Genomic DNA, 20442 nt, shown 5'->3' on the forward strand with positions numbered 1-20442 from the left:
GATGAGCATCAAATCACTCGGCTACCTGCGGCTCGAGGCCACCGACGTGTCGGCGTGGCGCGAGTACGCGTTGAAGGTGCTCGGCATGGTCGAGGGCAGCGGAACCACAGAGGGGGCGCTGTACCTGCGGATGGACGAGTTCCCGGCCAGGCTGATCGTCGTCCCCGGCGAGCACGACCGGCTGCTGCAGTCCGGCTGGGAGACCGCGAACGCCGCAGCGCTGCAGGGCATCCGGAACGCACTCGACGTCGAGGGCACTCCCTACAAGGAGGCCACGGCCACCGAACTGGCCGACCGTCGCGTCGACGAGATGATCGTCTTCGACGACCCCTCCGGCAACACCCTCGAGGTGTTTCACGGGACCGCGCTCGAGCACCGCCGCGTGGTCAGCCCGTACGGCCACAAGTTCGTCACCGAGGAGCAGGGGCTCGGCCACGTCGTGCTGACCACCCGTGACGACATGGAGTCACTGCACTTCTACCGCGACGTGCTGGGCTTCACGCTGCGCGACTCGATGCGGCTGCCGCCGCAATTGGTCGGACGCCCCGCCGACGGGCCGCCGGCCTGGCTGCGCTTCTTCGGTGTCAACCCGCGCCACCACAGCCTCGCCTTCATGCCGGGCGAAACCCCAAGCGGCATTGTCCATCTCATGATGGAGGTTGGCAACAGCGACGACGTCGGACTGTGCCTGGACCGCGCGCTGCGCCGCAAGGTGCCGATGTCGGCGACGCTAGGCCGCCACGTCAACGACAAGATGCTGTCGTTCTACATGAAGACTCCTGGCGGATTCGACGTCGAATTCGGTTGCGAGGGGCTCGAAGTCGATGACGAGGGCTGGGTGGCGCGCGAGAGCACCGCGGTCAGCCTGTGGGGTCACGACTTCAGCATCGGTTTCAAGTAGCTACTGTGTCGGACACAATCGATCCGCGCACGTTCCGGCACGTGCTCGGCCAGTTCTGCACTGGCATCACGATCATCACCACCATCCACGAGGACGAGGCGGTCGGGTTCGCCTGCCAGTCGTTCGCGGCGTTGTCGTTGGATCCACCGCTGGTGCTGTTCTGCCCGACCAAGATGTCGCGGTCGTGGGCGGCCATCGAGGCCAGCGGCAAGTTCTGCGTGAACGTGCTGCACGAAAAGCAACAGCACGTGTCGGCGCGATTCGGTTCCAAGGAGCCCGACAAGTTCGCCGGAATCGACTGGAATCCTTCGGAACTCGGCTCACCGGTGATCGAGCACACGTTGGCGCACATCGACTGCACGGTGCACTCCGTGCACGACGGCGGCGACCACTTCGTCGTGTTCGGCGCGGTGCATTCGCTGTCGGAAGTGCCCAAGCGCAAGCCAAGGCCGTTGCTGTTCTACCGCGGCGAGTACACCGGCATCGAGCCGGACAAGAACACGCCCGCGCATTGGCGCGACGACCTCGAGGCGTTCCTCACCACCACGACGGCCGACACCTGGCTCTAGCCCGCAACCGTCACCGCATTTGTGTCGTTTGTTGCGCGGAATCGCGGGTATCCGCCGCAGCAAGCGACACGTTCATGCCGTGCGGTAAGGCTTGGCTTAATTACATGGGTGTGATTCATCCACAGTGTGGACAACCGCTGTGGATCACTGTGTGTGCTTGCCGACGAACTCGATGATCGCCGCTGCCACCTCGCGGTGTGTCACGTCGTTGAGGATGTCGTGTCCTCCTCCGGCGATCTCGAGTAGTGACAATGGTTCGATCTGCTCGGCATATGCCCGCACTGCCCCGACCGGTGCGATCGGATCGTTGCTGCCGTGCACCGCGAGCGTCGGCACCGCAAGCGCAGGCAACTTCGCACCGAAGGTGTCCCAGCCTCTGTCCAGTTCCCGGGCGAGCGGTCCACCGTCCGCGTCGACGAAGGCCAGCGGATCGTTTTCCATCTGGTCGAGGTAGAACGGGTCGGCCGACAGCTGGCTGGGCGCGATCTCGAACGTGCTATCGGCGTCGACCAGTCCCGGGACCGGAACCAGCGGCGCCCCCGAGATGACCGCTGCCCGGTACGGGCCTGCGCCGTCCACGAGCTTCCACAGTGTCGCGACGGCGCCGAACGAATGTCCTTGCACGACAAGCGGAATGCCTGGGGTGGCGGTCGACGCCAACTCGGCCAGCCCATCGGCCAACCCGATGCTGGCTTCGAGCGTCGTGAAGTCTCCACGCTCGCCGGGGGTCAACCCATGGCCGAACTGGTCGACGGCCCACAGGTCGATGCCCGCGGCGTTCAGAGCGAAGCCGTACCGGTGGTAGACGCCGGTGTGCTCGCCGAAGCCGTGAAGGAAGATCACGGCGGCGCGCGGGTGCTCGGCGGCCCAGTGCCGGTAGTAGGCGCGCCCGTCATCGGTGTTCAGGAATGGCATGCCCCGACTGCATCAGGCCGGCAGCGTCCGCGCAAGGTATTCGGTCAGGGTGTCTGCGTTAGGCCTCGCCGAGTAGCACGTCGCGCTGCTCCTCCATCCGGGCGCCGATCGCGCCGACCAGGGCGGCCACCTCGGGACGTCGCAACGTCTCGCTGCGGGTGACCAGCCAGTAGGTCAGCCGAAGTGAGACGTCATCGGGCAGCACGCGCATCAGGTCGTCGTGCCGATCGGCCATGAAGCACGGCAGCAGGCCGAGCCCGGCCGAGGCGCGCGTGGCCTCGACGTGGACGAAAACGTTTGTGGAGGTGATGGATTCACGCATCCCCGGGGTGAGCGTGCGGGCCAGGTCCAGGTCGTCGACCTGGAGCATGGAGTCGATGAAGTAGACGAGTGGGTGCTCGGCCAGCTCCGAGCGCGTCGACGGCGCGTCGTGGGCGGCGAGGTAGTCGCGCGAGGCGTAGAGACCCAAGCGGTAGTCGCCGAGCCGGATCGCCTCGGCACGGTGGACTTGCGGCTCGCCAACGACCACCTCGATGTCGAGCCCGGAACGCTGCTGGGTGGCTCGCCGTGTCGCCGCGACGATCTCGACCGACACCTTCGGATGTCGGCGCTGCACGTGGGCCGCGGCTGGGGCGGCGATGTAGGCGCTGAAGCCGTCCGTCGCCGACATGCGCACGACGCCCTCCAGTGTTCTGACCCCGTCGGCGGTCGCTAGGGAGCGCACCGCGGACTCCACCGCTTCGGCCGCCGACAGCGCGTCGCGGCCGAGTTCGGTCAGCTCCCACCCGCCGGCGACCCTGGCGAGCAGGCGTCCGCCGAGTGACTGTTCGAGCGCGGTGATGCGGCGCGCGATGGTGGTGTGGTTGATGCCGAGTTCCTCGGCTGCGGTCACGTAGCGACCGGATCGACCGACCGCGAGCAGCACCAACAGGTCGTCAGCGCTGAGCCTGCGCACTGGCACGGGGGCGGGCATATCTGCATTTTCGCAGATTGATCCTGCAGGTTTGGCCATTGCGACATCTGGGAACCTGCATCGATACTCAGAGCCAATGTGTGCCGCATCACAAAGGAGTCTTTTGATGAGAACGCCGATACCGACCGGCCTTCGACGGGTCGTCGTCGCGTCGATGGCGGGCACCGTCGTCGAGTGGTACGAGTTCTTCCTCTACGGCACTGCGGCGACCATCGTCTTCAACAAGGTGTTCTTCTCGGAGACCACCAGCGAGCTCAACGCGATCTTCCTGGCGTTCGCCACCTACGCGGTCGGCTTCGTTGCGCGTCCGGTTGGCGGCGTGGTGTTCGGACACTTCGGCGACAAGTACGGCCGCAAGAAGCTGCTCCAGTTCTCGCTTCTGCTTGTCGGCGCGGCGACGTTCCTGATGGGCTGTCTGCCGACGTTCGGGCAGGTCGGCTACTGGGCCCCCGGGCTGTTGGTCACCTTGCGGTTCATCCAGGGGTTCGCCGTCGGCGGCGAGTGGGGCGGTGCGGTGCTGCTGGTGGCCGAACACAGCCCGAACCGTCAGCGCGGCTTCTGGGCCAGTTGGCCACAGGCCGGCGTCCCTGCCGGCAACTTGCTCGCGACCGTGGTCCTGCTCGTGCTCACGGGCACGCTGTCCGAATCGGACTTCCTGTCGTGGGGCTGGCGCGTGGCGTTCTGGCTGTCGGCGGTGGTGGTACTGATCGGCTATTACATCCGCACCAAGGTCACCGACGCGCCGATCTTCGTCGAGGCCCAACAGGAAGCGGAGCGGATGAAGGCCAGCTCGCTGTCCGTCATCGAGGTGCTGAAGCGTTACCCGCGTGGCGTTTTCACCGCGATGGGGCTGCGGTTCGGCGAGAACATCATGTACTACCTGGTCGTCACCTTCTCCATCACGTACCTGAAGGTGCAGGTGGGTGCCAACACCAGCTCGATCCTGCGGTACCTGCTTGTCGCACACGTGGTGCACTTCGCCGTCGTCCCCCTGGTCGGGCACCTCTCGGATCGCTTCGGACGGCGTCCCGTGTACCTGGTCGGGGCGGTCCTGGGCGCCACCTGGGGCTTCTTCGCCTTCCCGATGATGAACAGCGGCAACTACGTCATCATCACCGCCGCGGTCACGCTCGGACTCATGATCCACGCGTTCATGTACGCCCCACAGCCTGCGATCATGGCGGAGATGTTCCCCACTCGGATGCGCTATTCCGGTGTGTCCCTTGGCTATCAGGTAACTTCGATCGTGGCGGGCTCGCTGGCCCCGCTCATCGCAGTCAAGTTGCTCGACGTCTATGACTCCGCGGTACCGGTGGCGATCTACCTGGCCGCGGCCTGCGCCATCACCCTCGTCGCGGTGCTGTTCACCCGCGAGACCAACGGCATCGACCTGAAGTCGCTCGACGAGGCGGATGCAGAGGAGTTGGCCGGCGAGCGCCGCGCCGCGGTCGGATGACGGAGTTGGCCGGCCGCACCGCCCTCGTCACCGGCGGCGCGAGTGGCATCGGAGCGGCCTGCGCCAGGGAGCTCGCGGCCCGCGGCGCCAGCGTGACGGTGGCCGACGTCGACGAGGTCGCGGCGAAGGCGGTCGCCGACGAAATCGGCGGAACCGCTTGGGCCGTCGACTTGTTCGACGTCGAGGCGCTGGAGAAGCTGACGCTGGACGTCGACGTGCTGGTCAACAACGCCGGTGTCCAGACCATCGACCCGATCGCCGACTTCGCGCCGGACCGCTTCCGTTCCATGCTCGCGCTCATGGTCGAGGCGCCGTTCCTGTTGATCCGCGCCGCGCTACCTTCCATGTACGCCAAGGGATTCGGGCGGATCGTCAACGTCTCGTCGGTCCACGGGCTACGCGCCTCTGAGTTCAAGGTGGCCTACGTGACCGCCAAGCACGGGTTGGAGGGCCTGTCCAAGGTCACCGCGCTCGAAGGTGGCCCGCACGGCGTCACCAGCAACTGCGTCAACCCCGGCTACGTGCGAACTCCGTTGGTAACCAAGCAGATCGCCGACCAGGCCCGCACTCACGGTATCGGCGAGCAGCAGGTGCTGGAGCAGATCCTGCTCTCCGAGTCGGCGATCAAGCGGCTTGTCGAGCCCGAGGAGGTCGCCGCCCTGGTGGGCTGGCTCGCCTCGGCGGCCGCAGGCATGGTGACCGGCGCGTCGTACACGATGGACGGCGGCTGGAGCGCCCGCTAGCCCCAATCCGAACGCGCCCCGTGGGCGACTCGAGTGTTACCCGCGTCGTTAACTTACCCATGAGTAACTTACTCCAAGGTAATTGACTCTAGAGTAAGAAGACCTTAGGGTACGGACTGTGCACTCAGGCGCACTCATCAAGCTTTGCCAAGAACTACGGTAGCGCGCCGCTGACCGTAGGCGGGGGCCACGAATCTATCGAGGAGGGCTTGGGTGGGGGGTTGGACACTTGGTGTCCGAGAGGTGGGCTTGCACGTCGGGCGCGGCTGCCGACGGGGGACCCACGGGGGGCACGAACGACACGGCGGTGTGCCAACGCGATGATGCCGGATGCCATCCTATCAGTGTATTTGCTGGGCTTCGTCGCTTGTACGTTGTGCGCCGTCGTGGTCGGGGAGCGGACAGGCCCGGCTGGGCTGGGCAGGGTCACGCGAATGCTGGTCGCCGGTCTCGCCGGTGTCATCTGGCCGGTTGTCGTGGTTGGCGTCGTTCAATGGTGCGCCATCGCCAGCGTGCTGAATCTTTGCTGGAAGCTAGGTGGCCGCCAGCGTGAACCCGACAGTCATTTGGTCCGTGACCCGTATGTCGCAGATCCGAACGTGGTGTCGTGGTCACCTAGCATGGGTTGCCGCCGACTGATCGTGGAGTCGGAGTTGGGGGCGCGCGGCCCGAGCGATGATCAGCGCCGGTCGGCCAGCCAGGGGCCCAGTCGCCGCAGGGCCTCTTCGATGTCGGACCTCGGACCGGCGAACGACAACCGGACGTACGCGCCGCCGTTAACGGTGTCGAAGTCGACTCCCGGCGCGATCGCAACCCCCGTGTCGGCCAACAGCTTCGCGCAGAACGCGAGCGAGTCCGTCGAGTAGTCGGACACGTCGGCGTAGACGTAGAACGCTCCGTCGGCGGGTGCCAGCCGCGGCAGTCCGATCGCCGGAAGCCCCCGTAGTAGCAGGTCCCGGTTGACGGTGTACTGCTCGACGAGTGCTTCGGCCTCGGCGATCGACTCCGGCGTGAACGCCGCGACGGCCGCAAGCTGCGGCAGCGTGGGCGGGCAGATGGAGAAGTTGCCGGTGAGCCGGTCGACGGCGCGGGCAAGCACAGGCGGGACCAGCAGCCAACCGAGCCGCCAGCCGGTCATGGCGAAGTACTTCGAAAAGCTGTTCACCACAATGGCTTCCCGCGACGTCTCCCACGCGCAGCTGGTCTGCGGGGCGCCGGGATACACCAGGCCGTGGTAGATCTCGTCGCTGACCAGTTGGACGCCGGACTGCTCGCACCACGATGCGATGTCAGCAAGCTGATCCGGCGGAAGAACGGTGCCGGTCGGGTTGGCGGGACTGGCGATCACCAGCCCCTTCACGGGCGGATCCAACGCTGCCAGCATTTCGACGGTCGGCTGGAACCGCGTGTCGGGACCGCACGGCACGTCCACCACCTCGCAGCCCAGCGCCGAAAGGATGTTGCGGTAGCAGGGATATCCGGGAGAGGTCACGGCGACGCGTGTTCCGACGTCGAAGCACGCGAGGAACGCCAACAGGAAGCCACCCGTTGAGCCGGTGGTGATGACGACGTCGGCGGGGTCGACGGTGATGCCGTGGCGATCCAGGTAGGAAGCCGCGACGGCCGTGCGCAAGTCCGGAATGCCAAGTGCGACCGTATATCCCAGCTTGTCGTTCGCCAATGCGTCCGCGGCCGCCGCGCGTACCGGGCGCGGTGCCGCGGCGGCGGGCTGGCCGGCCGACAGGTTCACCAGATCGCCGTGCGTGCGCTGGCGCTCCGCGGCGGCCAGCCACACGTCCATCACGTAGAACGGCGGAATTCCCGCGCGCACTGCCACGCGCTGGCTGTTGTCGGTCATCGATTCGAGGCTAGTCTGCTCTCACGATGGCCACTCTGAAGAACCGACCGAACAGCGCGTTGCTCGTCATCGACGTCCAGGTGGGCGTGGTGGCCGACGCGCTTCGACGCGACGACGTCGTCGCCGCCATCGCCCTGCTTGCCGACCGTGCCCGGTCCGAGGGCGTGCCGGTGGTGTGGGTGCGGCACTCCGATGACGAGCTCACCCACGGCGGCGAGGGTTGGCCGATCGTGCCCGAACTGAACCCCCGGAACGGCGAACCGATCGTCGACAAGCACTACGGTGACTCCTTCGAGGACACCACGCTCGAGAGCATCCTTGGCGAACTGGGTGTCGGCCGGCTCGTCGTCGTCGGCGCCTCGACCGACGCCTGCGTGCGCAGCACGCTGCATGGTGCCTTCACCCGCGGCTACGACGTCACACTCGTCGCAGACGCGCACACCACCGACGACTTGACGCGGTGGGGCGCACCGCCGCCGGAACAAGTGATTGCCCACACCAATCTGTACTGGTCGCATCAGAGCGCGCCGGGGCGCACCGCGGACGTCGTCGACGCGAACGCCGTCGCGCTCGGCTAGAAGACCTCGGATTCCAGCCGTCGCAGGTGCTCGCTTGGCGGACCGAGTAGCTGTGCGCTGCCGTGGGCGCGTTTGAAGTACAGCTGGATGTCGTGTTCCCAGGTGATGGCGATGCCGCCGTGTATCTGGATGGATTCGGCGGCGACGTCGGTGAACGCGTCGCTAGCCGCGACACGGGCCAGCGCTGCCCACACCTGCGTCGGGTCGGCGATCGCGTCGTCGACCACCGCGCGCGCCGACTGCACCTTGACGTAGAGGTCCGCCATGCGGTGCTTGAGGGCCTGGAAGCTGCCGATGGGCCTGCCGAACTGGACGCGGTCCTTGCTGTAGGCGACGGTGAGGTCGAGGCATCGGCTCGCCGCGCCAATCTGCTCTGATGCCAACAGGATTGCTGCGGTGTCGGCCAGGCCGGGGTCGGCGCCGAGCTCCGTGGTGGCGGTAGGTTCGAGGCGTGCCAGCCGTCGGGTCGGGTCCATCGACGTCACGGGCGCGGTGGTGAACTCGGTCCAGCGGGTGAGCTTGCCGTCCGCCGCGGCGACGACGACGTCCGCGACGTCACCGTTGATCACGTAGCCGGGATCGAAGACCACGGCCCCGATCGAGCTGCCTTCGGCGAGCTTCTCCAACGCGTCGGCGTCAGGTTCGTCGGAGGCCAGCAGCGCCAACTGCGTGAGCGTGGTGCCGAGCAACGGCGTCGGCACCAGGGCTTTGCCGAGCTCGGAGATCACCACGGCCGCGTCGGCCAGTTCGCCACCCGCGCCGCAGAACTCCTCGGGAACCACTAGCGACGCCGCCCCGACCTGCTCACACAGCAGTGTCCACAACTTCTCGTCGTAGCCTCGCTCGGACTCCATCGCCCGGCGCACGGCCTCTGGTCCTGCGTGCTTCTCGACGAGCGACGCGACCGTCTCTCTCAGTAGTTCGCGTTCTTCACTCATACGGTGAGGGCCTCCAAGACTCGAGCACGGTGCCAGGTTGGATCGCCCCACGCCGAGCGCAAGGCCTGTACGCGCAGCAGCAGAAGCGAGAGGTCGTGTTCCTCGGTGAAGCCGATGGCGCCGTGCGCCTGCAACGACGAGCGTGCCGACAGCAGTGCGGCGTCGGAGGCGGCGGCCTTGGCGGCACTGACGTCCCTCGCCGTTTCGGGCGAACCGTCGGCCAGCGACAGCGCGGCGCCGTAGACGAGCGGCCGGGCCAGCTCGACGGCGATGTAGACGTCGGCAAGCTTGTGCTTGATCGCCTGGTACGACCCGATGACCCGGCCGAACTGGGTGCGCTGCTTGGCGTATTCGACTGACGCGTCCAGCATCGCTTGGCCTGCGCCGACCAGCAGGGCGGCGGTCGTCAGCGCTCCGAACTCGAAAGCCCTTGCGGTATCGGCATTCCAAGCCTCACCGGAGGCGGTCACGTCGAACAGCCGGCGGGCCGGATCCACCGACGCGTGCAAATCGCCTGCGGTGCCGTCACACACCGTGCCGTCGGCTGCGAACAGCACCACGCCCGCGAAGTCGGCGTCGACGGCGCGCGGCACGTGCGGAGGCATGGCGACCGTCGCAACGAGGTCGCCAGAGGCCAGCGCGGCACTGCGCTCGTCACCTGCGAGCAGAACCGGCGCCACCGCAATCGATTCGGTGACGGGGCCAGGCACGCCCCAGTACCCCAATCGCTCCGCCGCGACCACGAGGTCGACGGGATGCGCGTCGATGCCGTCGAACTCCTCGGAGACGGTCAGCGCCGTCACGCCGAGCTCGGCCAGCGCCGTCCACACCTTGCGACCGGGTCCGGTGTCTCCATCGGACCAGGCGCGTACGGCGGCGGGCACGTCCGAGGCGCCCAGCCGGCCGTCGATGCTCGACGCGAAGTCACGCTGCTGGTCGTCCAGGTCGAATCTCACTTGGGCTCCCGGGGCAGGCCCAGCAGCCGCTCGGCGATGATGTTGCGCTGAATCTCGTTGGTACCCGCGTAGATCGGACCGCCGAGTGCGAACAGCAGGCCGTCGGTCCACGAGTCGGCGAGCTCGGCGTCGGCGCCGCGCATGTCGAGCGCCGTCTGGTGCAACGCGACGTCGAGGTCCGACCAGAAGACCTTGGTGACCGACGACTCGGCGCCGAGCTCACCGCCCGCTGCGAGCCGGGTCACCGTGCCGAACGTGTGCAGCCGGTACGCCTGGGCCTTGATCCACGCGTCGGCCACCCGGTCGGCATACGCGGGATTGCGCTCGGATTTCCAGGCCTCGACGAGTCGCTCGGCGGGCGCCAGGAAGCGCGCCGGGCTGCGCAGCGACATGCCGCGTTCGTTGCTCGACGTGCTCATCGCCGCGCGCCAACCGTCGTGCACCGCACCGATCACGTCCTCGTCGGGCACGAAGACGTCGTCGAGGAAGACCTCCCCGAAGCCCGTGTCACCACCGAGCTGGGCGATGGGGCGGACGGTGATCCCCTTGGCCTCGAGGTCGAACATGAAGTACGTCAAACCCTTGTGGCGCTGCGCGGACGGGTCGGAGCGGAACAGCCCGAACGCCCGGTCGCCGAAGACGGCGCGTGAACTCCAGATCTTCTGGCCGTTGAGCTTCCAGCCACCGTCGGTCTTGGTAGCCGTCGAGCGCAGCGACGCCAGGTCGCTGCCCGACTCGGGTTCGGACCAGGCCTGGGCCCAGATCTCCTCGCCGCTGGCCATCTTCGGCAGCACGCGGTCCAATTGCTCCTCGGTGCCGTGGGCGAACAGCGTTGGCGCGAGCATCGAGGTGCCGTTGGCGCTCGCGCGGCCCGGTGCGCCGGCGCGGAAGTACTCCTCCTCGTACGCGATCCACTGCAGCAGGGTCGCGTCGCGTCCGCCGTACTTCTTTGGCCAGGCGATCACCGAGAGCCCGGCGTCGAACAGCACCTTGTCCCAATGCCGGTGCTGTTCGAATCCCGCTGCGGTGTCGTACGACTCGGTAGGAAAGTGCGCTTTGTTGGCGGCGAGGAAGTCGCGCACCTCGGCGCGGAACTCTTGCGTCTCGTCGTCGAACGTCAGGTCCATCAGGTGAGCTCTCGCAGTTGAGGTTTGACCACTTTGCCTCCGGGGTTGCGCGGCAACGAATCGAGGAAGACCACCGAGCGCGGGGTCTTGAAGTTCGCCAAATGCTCACGGGTGTAGCCGATCACGGACTGCTCGTCGAGTTCGGCTCCCGGCTTGCGCACGACGAACGCCTTGCCGACTTCGCCGAGCCGCTCGTCGGGCACGCCGATCACGGCGGCCTCGGTCACCCCGTCGAGGCGGGCCAGTACCTGTTCGATCTCGGCGGGGTAGACGTTGAAGCCGCCGCAGATGTACATGTCCTTGAGCCGGTCGGTGATGCGCAGATTGCCGCGCTCGTCGAGCGCTCCGACGTCGCCGGTGTGCAGCCAGCCGTCGGCGTCGATGGTCGCCGCGGTGGCCTCGGGGTCGTCGAGGTAGCCGAGCATCACGTTGGGCCCGCGCAGCAGCACCTCGCCGGTGTCGTCGGCGATGCTCAGTTCGAAGCCCGCAATCGGGCGGCCGCTGGTGGTGGCGACGGTGACCGCGTCGTCGTCGGCGCGGCACATCGTGCCGAAACCGCTTGCCTCCGTGAGCCCGTAGGCGGTCAGCACGATGTCGATGTCCAACTCGGTCTGCATCCGCTCGATGAGCACCACTGGGATCGTCGCCGCACCGGTGACGGCGAACCGCAGCGACGTGAGGTCGTAGTCGCCGCGCTTGGGATGGTCGAGCAGGGTCTGGTAGATGGTGGGCGGTCCTGGCAGCACCGTGATGCGCTGGTCCTGCACCGCCTTCATCGCGCGTTCCGGGTCGAACGTCAGCTGGGGGATAAGGGTGGCGCCGCTCTGGAGGCAGGCCAGGATCCCGGCCTTGTAACCGAAGTTGTGGAAGAACGGGTTGATGCACAGGTAGCGGTCGGCGCTGGTGAGTTCTCCACACGCGGCCCACGCCGCCGGCGCCTCGAGGGACTGTCGGTGAGCGGACAGCACGCCCTTGCTGCGGCCGGTGGTGCCGGACGTGAACAGGACGTCGGACACGTCGTCGGGCGTCACCGCGGCGGCGCGGGCGTCGACCTCCGCGAGCGCGGTCCCGCGCGCCATGAATTCATCCCACGTGCCATCGGACTTGTCGATGGGGATCCGCACGACGTCGCGCAGCGCGGGTAGTGCACCGCGGTCGAGTTCGGCACCCTTGTCCGCGCCGAGGAACTCTCCGCTGACGAACAGCAGCGGTGCGGCCGTCCGGCTCAGGATGTCGGAGGCCTCGCTGGCGGTGTAGCGGGTGTTGAGCGGCACCACGACGGCGCCCGCGTAGTGCGTGGCCAGGCATGCGACCACCCAATGCCAGGTGTTCGGGGACCAGATCGCAACGCGGTCGCCGGCCGCAACGCCGAGGTCGATGATCGCCGCCGCAGCCTGCCTGACCTCGGACTTCAGCTCCGCGTACGTCAACGTGCGGTCGTCGGTGACCAGGGCCTCGCGATCGGCGAACTCGACGCTGATCCGGTCCAGGACCGCGGGAATGGTCCTCGGCTCGGTCGTCATTGACGCTCCTCTAACAAAGCAAGTGCTTGGTAGGTTAGCCTACAGAGGTGATAGAGGTCCAGGAGTTCCGGGCCGAGGTCCGGCAATGGCTCTCCGACAATCTCGTCGGCGAATTCGCCGCGCTCAAGGGCCTCGGCGCCCCAGGGCGCGAGGACGAGGCCTTCGACGAACGTCGGGCGTGGAATCAGCAGCTCGCGGCCGCGGGGTTGACTTGTCTTGGGTGGCCGGAGGAACACGGTGGGCGTGGTTTGTCCGTCGCGCACCGGGTCGCGTTCTACGAGGAGTACGCCCGCGCGGATGCGCCCCACAAAGTCAACCACTTCGGCGAGGAGCTGCTTGGCCCGACGCTGATCGCGTTTGGCACCGAAGAGCAGAAGAAGCGCTTCCTGCCGAAGATCCTCGACGTCACCGAACTGTGGTGCCAGGGCTACTCGGAACCCGGCGCAGGCAGCGACCTGGCCAACGTGTCGACGGCGGCCGAGCTCGACGGCGACCAGTGGGTGATCAACGGCCAGAAGGTGTGGACGTCGATGGCGCACCTGTCGCAGTGGTGCTTCGTGGTCGCGCGCACCGAGAAGGGCTCGAAGCGTCACGCCGGCCTGTCGTATCTCCTAGTGCCGCTGGACCAACCGGGCGTCGAAATACGCCCGATCGTGCAGCTGACCGGGACAGCGGACTTCAACGAGGTGTTCTTCGACGACGCCCGCACCGATGCCGATCTGGTCGTCGGCGAGCCCGGCGACGGGTGGCGGGTTGCGATGGGCACGCTGACGTTCGAGCGCGGTGTGTCGACCCTGGGTCAGCAGATCCGTTACGCGCGTGAGCTTTCCAACTTGGCGGAGCTGGCCAAGCGCACCGGTGCCGACGACGATCCGTTGATCCGGGAGCGGTTGACCCGGTCGTGGGCGGGTCTGCAGACCATGCGGTCGTACGCGCTGGCCACGATGGACGTCGAACAGCCGGGTCAGGACAACGTGTCGAAGTTGTTGTGGGCCAACTGGCATCGCGATCTGGGTGAGCTGGCGATGGACATCGTCGGGAAGGCCGGTCTGGTGGCCAAAGATGGCGAGTTCGACGTGTGGCAGCACCTCTACCTGTTCACCCGCGCCGACACCATCTACGGCGGTTCCAACGAGATCCAGCGCAACATCATCGCCGAGCGGGTGCTCGGTCTACCCAGGGAAGTCAAGGGATGACGGACTTATCGGTCGCACCGAAGGAGATCGAGGGGCACGGGCTGCTCGCGGGCAAGGTGGTGCTGGTGACGGCCGCCGCGGGCACCGGCATCGGTTCGTCGACCGCCCGGCGGGCGCTCGCCGAGGGCGCTGACATCGTCGTCTCGGACTACCACGAGCGGCGGCTGGGGGAGACTCGCGACGAGCTCGCCGGGCTGGGCCTCGGCCGGGTCGAGGCCGTGGTGTGCGACGTGACGTCGACCGAGGCCGTGGACGCGCTCATCGAGACGGCCGTGCAGAAGATGGGCCGGCTCGACGTGCTGGTGAACAACGCCGGGCTGGGCGGCCAGACACCGTTGGTCGACATGACCGACGACGAATGGGACCGCGTGCTCAACGTGACCCTGACATCGGTGATGCGAGCCACCCGCGCCGCGCTGCGCTACTTCCGCGACGCCGGCCACGGCGGCGTGATCGTCAACAATGCGAGCGTGCTCGGCTGGCGTGCCCAGCACTCCCAGTCACACTATGCCGCGGCCAAGGCCGGGGTGATGGCGTTGACCCGTTGCAGCGCAATCGAAGCCGTCGAGTACGGGGTGCGCATCAACGCGGTGTCGCCGAGCATCGCCAGGCACAAGTTCCTCGAGAAGACCAGCTCGTCGGTACTACTCGACCAGCTGTCGTCCGACGAGGCGTTCGGCCGCGCCGCCGAGCCATGGGAGATCGCGGCCACCGTCGCCTTCCTCGCCAGCGACTATTCGAGCTATCTGACGGGCGAGGTCATCTCGGTGTCGAGTCAGCGCGCGTAAGCCGTTTCTCAGCCTCGTCGGGCATGCTCATCGGGTGCACGGCGTAGAGGAACGGTTCGCGATCAGTCGAGTGTCGGCCGCGCTGGCGGTGGCCGCGAGCGTGGTGGCCCTGGTCGGCGGGTGTTCAGGCGGTGCGAGCAACAACGGCGGCGACACCATCTGCAAGGACTTCCTGGTCATGAGCCAGGACGACAAGGATGCGACGACCGCCAAGATGCTCAAGGAGCGCGACGGCCGAAACGCCTCGACCGGTGACGTCAAGGCGGAGCGGGTGATCCTCATCGGCTTCTGTCAGCGCCCCGACAAGCAGAACGCCAAGATCAGCGACGTGGCCTGACGGGCGCATTTCTCCACAGTTTCTTCACGAGCGCTGCCCGGAAGCACCACGACTGGCACCTACAGTCGGTTCTGTGAAGCGAATTCTGGTGGTCGACGACGAGCCGACCATCCTGGCCGCGGTCGCGACTCGACTGCGGGCCGAGGAATTCCTCGTGGAGACCGCGATTGACGGGCCGTCGGCGGTGGCGGCGGCCGCGGCCACCGAACCGGACCTGGTGGTGCTCGACGTGATGCTGCCCGGATTCGATGGCTTGGAGGTGTGTCGACGCATCCAGGCGGTGCGCTCGACCCCGGTGCTGATGCTGACCGCCCGCAGCGACGAGACCGACATGTTGGTCGGCCTCGGCATCGGTGCCGACGACTACCTGACAAAACCGTTCAGCATGCGCGAACTCGTCGCCCGTGTCCGGGTGTTGTTGCGCCGCGTGGAGCGCTCGGGTGAGGCGGCCCCGCTTTCGGTCGGCGAATACCGAATCGACCTGCAGGCGCGCCGCGTTCATCGTGGGGCCGAGGAAATTCACCTGACCAGAATCGAATTCGACGTGCTCGCCTTCCTCGCGGGCCGGCCCCGGGCCGCGGTTTCACGTAGGGCACTCCTGGAACACATCTGGGGGCCCCCATCCGACGTGGAGAGTCGCACCGTGGACAGCCACGTCAAGGCCCTGCGACGCAAGCTGGGAGCCGAACTGATACGCACCGTGCACGGGGTTGGCTACGCGTTGGAGACACCCCGGTGAGCGGCCTGGCCGCGTTCTGGGATCGGTTGCCCCGTCCGCTCGATCCGTTCGCGTCCTTCAAGGTCAAGACCGGGCTGCTCGTCGGGGGCGCGATCACGTTGGCGGCGTTCACGTTTTGGGTGGGCGCCAGCTGGCAGTTTCGCTACGCACTATTGGCGGCGCTGGGTACGTCGTTGGTGTTCACCCAGTTCCTCGCTCACGGCATGACGTCCCCGTTGCGGCAGATGACCGCCGCCGCGCGCGCCATGGCCCGTGGCGACTACAGCCGCCGAGTGCGCGCCACCTCACGCGACGAAATCGGGCAGCTGGCAACGGCCTTCAACCAGATGGCCGCCGACCTCGGCGCCGCCGACGAGTACCGGCGTGGACTCATCGGCAATGTGTCACACGAGTTGCGCACGCCGATCGCCGCGTTGCAGGCGTTGCTCGAGAACGTCGTCGACGGCGTCGCGAAACCCGATGCCGAAACCATGCGGTTGGCGTTGTCGCAGACCGAGCGGCTCGGCGAACTGGTCGCCGACCTGCTCGACCTCTCCCGCCTGGAAGGCGGCGCAATTCCCTTGCAAATCAGCCGGTTCCGTGTCGGCGACTTCCTCGGCGAAGCCATCGCGCACGTCGCCGTGTCGACCGCCGACGTCGACGTCGTCGTGCGGGTGTCCCCGCCCGGATTGGCCGCGGTTGCCGACCAGGCGCGGTTGCGGCAGGTCGTGGTCAACCTGGTGGACAACGCGATCCGACACAGCCCGGCAGGTGGTCGGGTGTCCGTTCACGCCTTTGCGGCCGAGCCGTCGGCGCTGCGATTGGAGGTGTGCGACGAAGGCCCAGGTATTCCGGCGGCCGAACGCGAGCGGGTCTTCCAACGCTTCACCCGCGGCGCGACGTCCGCGGGAGGCACCGGCCTTGGTATGGCGATCGCTCGGTGGGCAGTCGAATTGCACGGCGGTGCAATAGAAGTCATGGATGCCCGGACGGGTTGCCGCATCGCGGTCACCATTCCAGAGCCGACGGAGGAGCTTGTATGACGATCATGTACACGGGCCCGTACGGTCCACCTCCTCCGCCGCCCATGGTCGGTCCTGCGCTCCCACGGCACGGCGAACCGGGCTGGACGATGTGGCCGCCGCGCGTATGGCCGCTCGATCCGCTGGCGAGTGCGCCGCGTCGGCTCGTCGTAGGAGCCCTCTTGGTCGGTGTGCTGGGCACGGCACTGTGGCGGCCGTCGGTGTTGAGCATCGGCTATCTCGTCGTCGGGGTGATGGTCTTCGCCGTGGTCTACGGCACCGGCGAGCGTCGTCCCACCCGCGGGGAATGGGTCGGGATCGGGCTGACCCTGGTGCTGCTTGCGGTGCCTGCCCTGCTCGCGGCGCAGTGGCTCGGGGTGCTCTGCATCATGGCCGCGTGGTTGGTCGGCTGGTGCACGCTGGTCGGCGGCCGCACGTGGACCTCGGTGTTCACCGCGCCGTTCGTGCCGTGGCTGCTTCCCGCGCGGGTGACTGGCTGGGTCCGGCGTGCGGCGTCAGAGTTGGTTCCGCACCGGGTGGGCCTGCCGAAGGTGGGCCGCGCCGCTGCGGTCTTCGCGGTCACGCTCGCCCTCTTGCTCGTCTTCGGCGGGTTGTTCGCCGCTGCTGATCCGGCCTTCGCGCACCTGGTGGGCAACCTCGTGCCCGCGTTCGACGTCGGCGACGTCGTCGCCCGTGTCGTGGTGTGTGCGCTCGTAGTGGCCTTCGTGCTGGCCGGCGGCTACCTGATGCGGTTCGCGCCGCGGTTGGACGCCATGGCTCCGGCGCCGATGAAGCCCATCCCGAGGTGGGAGTGGGCGGTGCCGCTCGGCGTGCTCGACGCTCTGTTCATCGCCTTCGTGGCGGTGCAGGCGACTGTCCTCTTCGGTGGCCACGACCACGTGCTGCAGACCGAGGGGCTGACCTACGCCGAGTACGCCCGCCAGGGGTTCTGGCAGCTGCTCTGGGTCTCCGCGTTGACCCTGCTCGTGATCAGCGCCGTCGTCCGGGTGGCGGGGCGCGTCGCGACCGCCGATCGGCGGATGTTGCGGGCACTGCTGGGGACGACGTGCGTCACCTCCGTGGTGGTGGTGATCTCGGCGATCCACCGGATGTGGCTCTATCAGCAGGCGTACGGGTTCAGCGTGCAGCGGGTCATGGTCATCGCGATCGAGTCCTGGCTCGGCGCGGTGTTCGTACTCATCGCCATCGCGGGCATCGGGATGACGGCACGCTGGCTTCCCCACGCGGTCCTGGTGACGGGCGTGGCGACACTGCTCGGCGTGGCGGCGATCAACCCCGAGCGGTTGATCGCCGAGCGCAACATCGACCGCTACGAACAGACCGGCCAGTTGGACACCGACTATCTGCTGTCGTTGTCCGAGGACGTCGAGCAGTCCCTCGCACGCCTGCCCGAGTCGATCCGGCGGTGCGCGAAGTACCGCGACGACGAGCCGGACGCCTGGTACGAGTTCAACCTGTCGCGGTCGCGTGCCAACCACGGCGACACCCGTTCAGGCGACGATGAGTGCGAGCAGTACTGGGTTTCCGCGTACCTGCGCTGAGACCCCGCTAGCCGAGCAAGCGCTTGGTTGATACTCTGATCTGGTGGACAAGGCCCTTCCGAGCCGCCGCGACGAACTCCTCGAGCTCGCCGCGACGATGTTCGCCGAGCGCGGCCTGCGTTCCACCACCGTGCGGGACATCGCCGACTCGGCGGGCATCCTCTCGGGCAGCCTCTATCACCACTTCAAGTCCAAGGAGCAGATGGCCGAGGAGGTCCTGCGCGACTTCCTCGACTGGCTGTTCGCGCGGTATCAGGAGATCGTCGACCGTGAGGCCGATCCCCTCGAACGCGTAAAGGGACTCTTCATGGCGTCGTTCGAGGCGATCGAGCACCGCCACGCGCAGGTCGTCATCTATCAAGACGAAGCGAAGCGGCTGTCGGCGCTGCCGCAGTTCGCCTTCGTCGACGCCCGCAACCGCGAGCAGCGCAAGATGTGGCTGGACGTGCTGAAGCAGGGCGTCGCCGAGGGCTGCTTCCGGCCGGACCTCGACGTCGACCTCGTCTACCGGTTCATCCGCGACACCACCTGGGTGTCGGTCCGCTGGTATCAGCCGGGTGGACCGCTCACGGCCGAACAGGTCGGCAGGCAGTACCTCGACATCGTCCTCGGCGGAATCACCGCCGGGGCCCCGTAACCCAAGGAGACGAACATGGCCGAGGCGTACATCATCGATGCCGTACGCACCGCAGTCGGCAAGCGCAACGGATCGCTGGCCGGTGTCCATCCGGTCGATCTCGGTGCCGCCGCATGGCGTGGGCTGTTCGACCGCAACGACGTCGACCCCGGCGCCGTCGACGACGTGATCGCGGGCTGCGTCGACGCCATTGGCGGCCAGGCGGGCAACATCGCGCGGCTGTCATGGCTCGCCTCCGGCTACCCCGAAGAGGTGCCGGGCGTCACCGTCGACCGCCAGTGCGGCTCGAGCCAGCAGGCGATTTCCTTTGGGGCACAGGCGATCATGTCGGGTACCGCCGACCTCATCGTCGCGGGTGGCATGCAGAACATGAGCCAGATCCCGATAAGCTCGGCGATGATCGTCGGCGAGCAGTTCGGGTTCACCTCGCCCACCAACGAGTCGAAGAGCTGGCTGCACCGGTACGGCGATCAGGAGATCTCGCAGTTTCGTGGCTCGGAATTGATTGCCGAGAAGTGGAACATCTCGCGCGAGGAGATGGAGCAATACTCGCTGACCAGCCACCAGCGTGCGCAGGAAGCGATCAGGGCCGGGTACTTCGAGAACGAGATCATCCCGGTCGACGGGTTCGTCACCGACGAAGGCCCGCGTGACACGTCACTCGAGAAGATGGCCGGGCTCAAGACACTGGTCGACGGCGGCCGCCTGACCGCCGCGATGGCCAGCCAGATCTCCGATGGCGCAAGCGCAGTGCTGATCGCGTCCGAGCAGGCCGTCAAGGACCACGGGCTGAAGCCGCGGGCCCGCATCCACCACGTCAGCGCGCGCGGCGCCGACCCGGTGTACATGCTGACCGGCCCGATCCCGGCCACCCACTACGCGTTGGAGAAGACGGGCCTGTCGATCGAGGACATCGACACCGTCGAGATCAACGAAGCCTTCGCTCCGGTCGTCATGGCCTGGCTCAAGGAGACCAAGGCCGATCCCGCAAAGGTCAACCCCAGCGGTGGGGCCATCGCTTTGGGCCATCCCCTCGGCGCGACGGGCGCCAAGCTGTTCGCGACGATGCTGAACACATTGGAGCGCACCGGCGGTCGTTACGGGCTGCAGACGATGTGCGAGGGCGGCGGCACCGCCAACGTCACCATCATCGAACGGCTCTAGTCGCCGCGTTCGTGCCACGTTGCCAGGCAACAATTCGCGGTCAAAAGCGTTGCGCCGTCAGTCCGGAAGATATCGAGTCGGCTGGTGCCATTGCGCGAGTGATACCGCTCGAACTTCCTCGAAAATTGCGCTTTGCGAGTTGATGCCGCGTTAGGGTGATCTCGGGGGTGCGACATGTGGAATGCAAATTTCACACGGGGATTGGGATACGGCGAACGCGGGCCGCTGGAACGGTACTTGCGCGCGCCGGTGGCGCTTTTCGTGGCAGTGGTACTTGCGCTGAGCGTGGGAGCCGTCTCGGCGTGCGGAAGCGGCAGTGCACCTACTAGCACCACGGCCACCACGACTACGGAGCCCACTAACAGCGTCAGTCCGTCGTCGACCAGCACATCGCCGGCAGAGGGCAGTACGCGGACGGGCGGCTCGTCCACGTCGCGACCGAGTTCGACGACGTCGCCCACGGAATGTCCTGACGGCACCA

The 20442-nt window shown here is 67.3% G+C and carries 21 protein-coding genes; 13 read left to right on the forward strand and 8 right to left on the reverse strand.

Translation table 11 applies throughout. The features are described from left to right. The first annotated feature begins 1 nt into the window (after position 1). Together hsaC and hsaB are read left to right on the forward strand one after the other, a co-directional pair. Positions 2-901 carry an iron-dependent extradiol dioxygenase HsaC gene (hsaC, locus tag SLQ33_RS16155; RefSeq protein ID WP_319454872.1) on the forward strand — a complete coding sequence of 300 codons (900 nt, stop codon included), beginning with the start codon at positions 2-4 and terminating at the stop codon, positions 899-901. Positions 902-906: 5 nt separating this feature from the next. After that, positions 907-1470, forward strand: a complete 564-nt coding sequence (gene hsaB, locus SLQ33_RS16160) for a 3-hydroxy-9,10-secoandrosta-1,3,5(10)-triene-9,17-dione monooxygenase reductase subunit (RefSeq protein WP_319454873.1) — start codon at positions 907-909, stop codon at positions 1468-1470. A 144-nt stretch (positions 1471-1614) separates the two neighbouring features. Here hsaB and SLQ33_RS16165 read toward each other — a convergent pair whose 3' ends face one another. Next, positions 1615-2385, reverse strand: coding sequence for an alpha/beta hydrolase (locus SLQ33_RS16165; RefSeq protein ID WP_319454874.1), 771 nt, complete (start codon positions 2383-2385; stop codon positions 1615-1617). A gap of 58 nt (positions 2386-2443) precedes the next feature. Next, the gene (locus SLQ33_RS16170) at positions 2444-3397 is read right to left on the reverse strand and encodes a LysR family transcriptional regulator (protein WP_319454875.1); all 954 of its coding nucleotides are present in this window, start codon (positions 3395-3397) and stop codon (positions 2444-2446) included. Between the two features lie 67 nt (positions 3398-3464). On the opposite strand from SLQ33_RS16170, the gene SLQ33_RS16175 reads away from it, so the two are divergent. Then, a complete protein-coding gene (locus SLQ33_RS16175) occupies positions 3465-4814 on the forward strand; it encodes an MFS transporter (protein ID WP_319454876.1) in 1350 nt (449 codons plus the stop codon). Beyond that, positions 4811-5557 (forward strand): 3-hydroxybutyrate dehydrogenase, encoded by a 747-nt coding sequence (locus SLQ33_RS16180; protein WP_319454877.1) that lies wholly within the window; start codon positions 4811-4813, stop codon positions 5555-5557. Before SLQ33_RS16175 ends, SLQ33_RS16180 begins: the two co-directional genes overlap by 4 nt. A 679-nt stretch (positions 5558-6236) precedes the next feature. Here the strand turns inward: SLQ33_RS16180 and SLQ33_RS16185 are convergent. After that, complete coding sequence (locus SLQ33_RS16185) at positions 6237-7415, reverse strand: pyridoxal phosphate-dependent aminotransferase (protein ID WP_319454878.1); 1179 nt, start codon at positions 7413-7415, stop codon at positions 6237-6239. 26 nt (positions 7416-7441) lie between these two features. Here SLQ33_RS16185 and SLQ33_RS16190 point away from each other — a divergent pair, with 26 nt between their 5' ends. Further along, a complete protein-coding gene (locus SLQ33_RS16190) occupies positions 7442-7993 on the forward strand; it encodes a cysteine hydrolase family protein (RefSeq protein ID WP_319454879.1) in 552 nt (183 codons plus the stop codon). Here SLQ33_RS16190 and SLQ33_RS16195 read toward each other — a convergent pair. The 4 genes from SLQ33_RS16195 to fadD3 are packed head-to-tail and all read right to left on the reverse strand — an operon-like array spanning position 7990 to position 12537. Further along, positions 7990-8931 (reverse strand): acyl-CoA dehydrogenase family protein, encoded by a 942-nt coding sequence (locus SLQ33_RS16195; protein WP_319454880.1) that lies wholly within the window; start codon positions 8929-8931, stop codon positions 7990-7992. The genes SLQ33_RS16190 and SLQ33_RS16195 overlap by 4 nt on opposite strands. Then, positions 8928-9887 (reverse strand): acyl-CoA dehydrogenase family protein, encoded by a 960-nt coding sequence (locus SLQ33_RS16200; RefSeq protein WP_319454881.1) that lies wholly within the window; start codon positions 9885-9887, stop codon positions 8928-8930. The genes SLQ33_RS16195 and SLQ33_RS16200 overlap by 4 nt, the downstream gene beginning before the upstream one ends. Further along, entirely contained in the window at positions 9884-11014 is a 1131-nt protein-coding gene (locus SLQ33_RS16205) for an acyl-CoA dehydrogenase family protein (RefSeq protein WP_319454882.1), read from the reverse strand. Before SLQ33_RS16205 ends, SLQ33_RS16200 begins: the two co-directional genes overlap by 4 nt. Further along, entirely contained in the window at positions 11014-12537 is a 1524-nt protein-coding gene (fadD3, locus tag SLQ33_RS16210; RefSeq protein ID WP_319454883.1) for a 3-((3aS,4S,7aS)-7a-methyl-1,5-dioxo-octahydro-1H-inden-4-yl)propanoate--CoA ligase FadD3, read from the reverse strand. Before fadD3 ends, SLQ33_RS16205 begins: the two co-directional genes overlap by 1 nt. A gap of 47 nt (positions 12538-12584) precedes the next feature. Here fadD3 and ipdE1 point away from each other — a divergent pair, with 47 nt between their 5' ends. From ipdE1 to fadA6, 8 genes are all read left to right on the forward strand, one after another. Beyond that, complete coding sequence (gene ipdE1 / locus SLQ33_RS16215) at positions 12585-13733, forward strand: acyl-CoA dehydrogenase IpdE1 (protein WP_319454884.1); 1149 nt, start codon at positions 12585-12587, stop codon at positions 13731-13733. Next, the gene (gene ipdF, locus SLQ33_RS16220) at positions 13730-14521 is read left to right on the forward strand and encodes a (5R,7aS)-5-hydroxy-7a-methyl-1-oxo-2,3,5,6,7,7a-hexahydro-1H-indene-carboxyl-CoA reductase (protein WP_319454885.1); all 792 of its coding nucleotides are present in this window, start codon (positions 13730-13732) and stop codon (positions 14519-14521) included. Before ipdE1 ends, ipdF begins: the two co-directional genes overlap by 4 nt. 34 nt (positions 14522-14555) lie before the next feature. Further along, positions 14556-14858, forward strand: coding sequence for a hypothetical protein (locus SLQ33_RS16225; protein ID WP_319454886.1), 303 nt, complete (start codon positions 14556-14558; stop codon positions 14856-14858). A gap of 73 nt (positions 14859-14931) precedes the next feature. Further along, positions 14932-15597 (forward strand): response regulator transcription factor, encoded by a 666-nt coding sequence (locus SLQ33_RS16230; RefSeq protein ID WP_319454887.1) that lies wholly within the window; start codon positions 14932-14934, stop codon positions 15595-15597. A gap of 5 nt (positions 15598-15602) precedes the next feature. After that, on the forward strand, positions 15603-16619 hold the full coding sequence (locus SLQ33_RS16235; RefSeq protein ID WP_319455166.1) for a HAMP domain-containing sensor histidine kinase: 1017 nt from the start codon (positions 15603-15605) through the stop codon (positions 16617-16619). Beyond that, the gene (locus SLQ33_RS16240) at positions 16616-18160 is read left to right on the forward strand and encodes a DUF4173 domain-containing protein (RefSeq protein ID WP_319454888.1); all 1545 of its coding nucleotides are present in this window, start codon (positions 16616-16618) and stop codon (positions 18158-18160) included. Before SLQ33_RS16235 ends, SLQ33_RS16240 begins: the two co-directional genes overlap by 4 nt. Positions 18161-18203: 43 nt before the next feature. Beyond that, positions 18204-18797 carry a TetR family transcriptional regulator KstR2 gene (gene kstR2 / locus SLQ33_RS16245; protein ID WP_413467714.1) on the forward strand — a complete coding sequence of 198 codons (594 nt, stop codon included), beginning with the start codon at positions 18204-18206 and terminating at the stop codon, positions 18795-18797. 15 nt (positions 18798-18812) lie between these two features. Next, a complete protein-coding gene (fadA6, locus tag SLQ33_RS16250) occupies positions 18813-19961 on the forward strand; it encodes a steroid 3-ketoacyl-CoA thiolase FadA6 (protein WP_319454889.1) in 1149 nt (382 codons plus the stop codon). Here the strand turns inward: fadA6 and SLQ33_RS16255 are convergent. Beyond that, complete coding sequence (locus tag SLQ33_RS16255) at positions 19958-20422, reverse strand: hypothetical protein (protein WP_319454890.1); 465 nt, start codon at positions 20420-20422, stop codon at positions 19958-19960. The genes fadA6 and SLQ33_RS16255 overlap by 4 nt on opposite strands. Positions 20423-20442 lie beyond the last annotated feature (20 nt).

The sequence above is a fragment of the Mycobacterium sp. RTGN6 genome (assembly GCF_033804605.1).
GTDB lineage: Bacteria > Actinomycetota > Actinomycetes > Mycobacteriales > Mycobacteriaceae > Mycobacterium.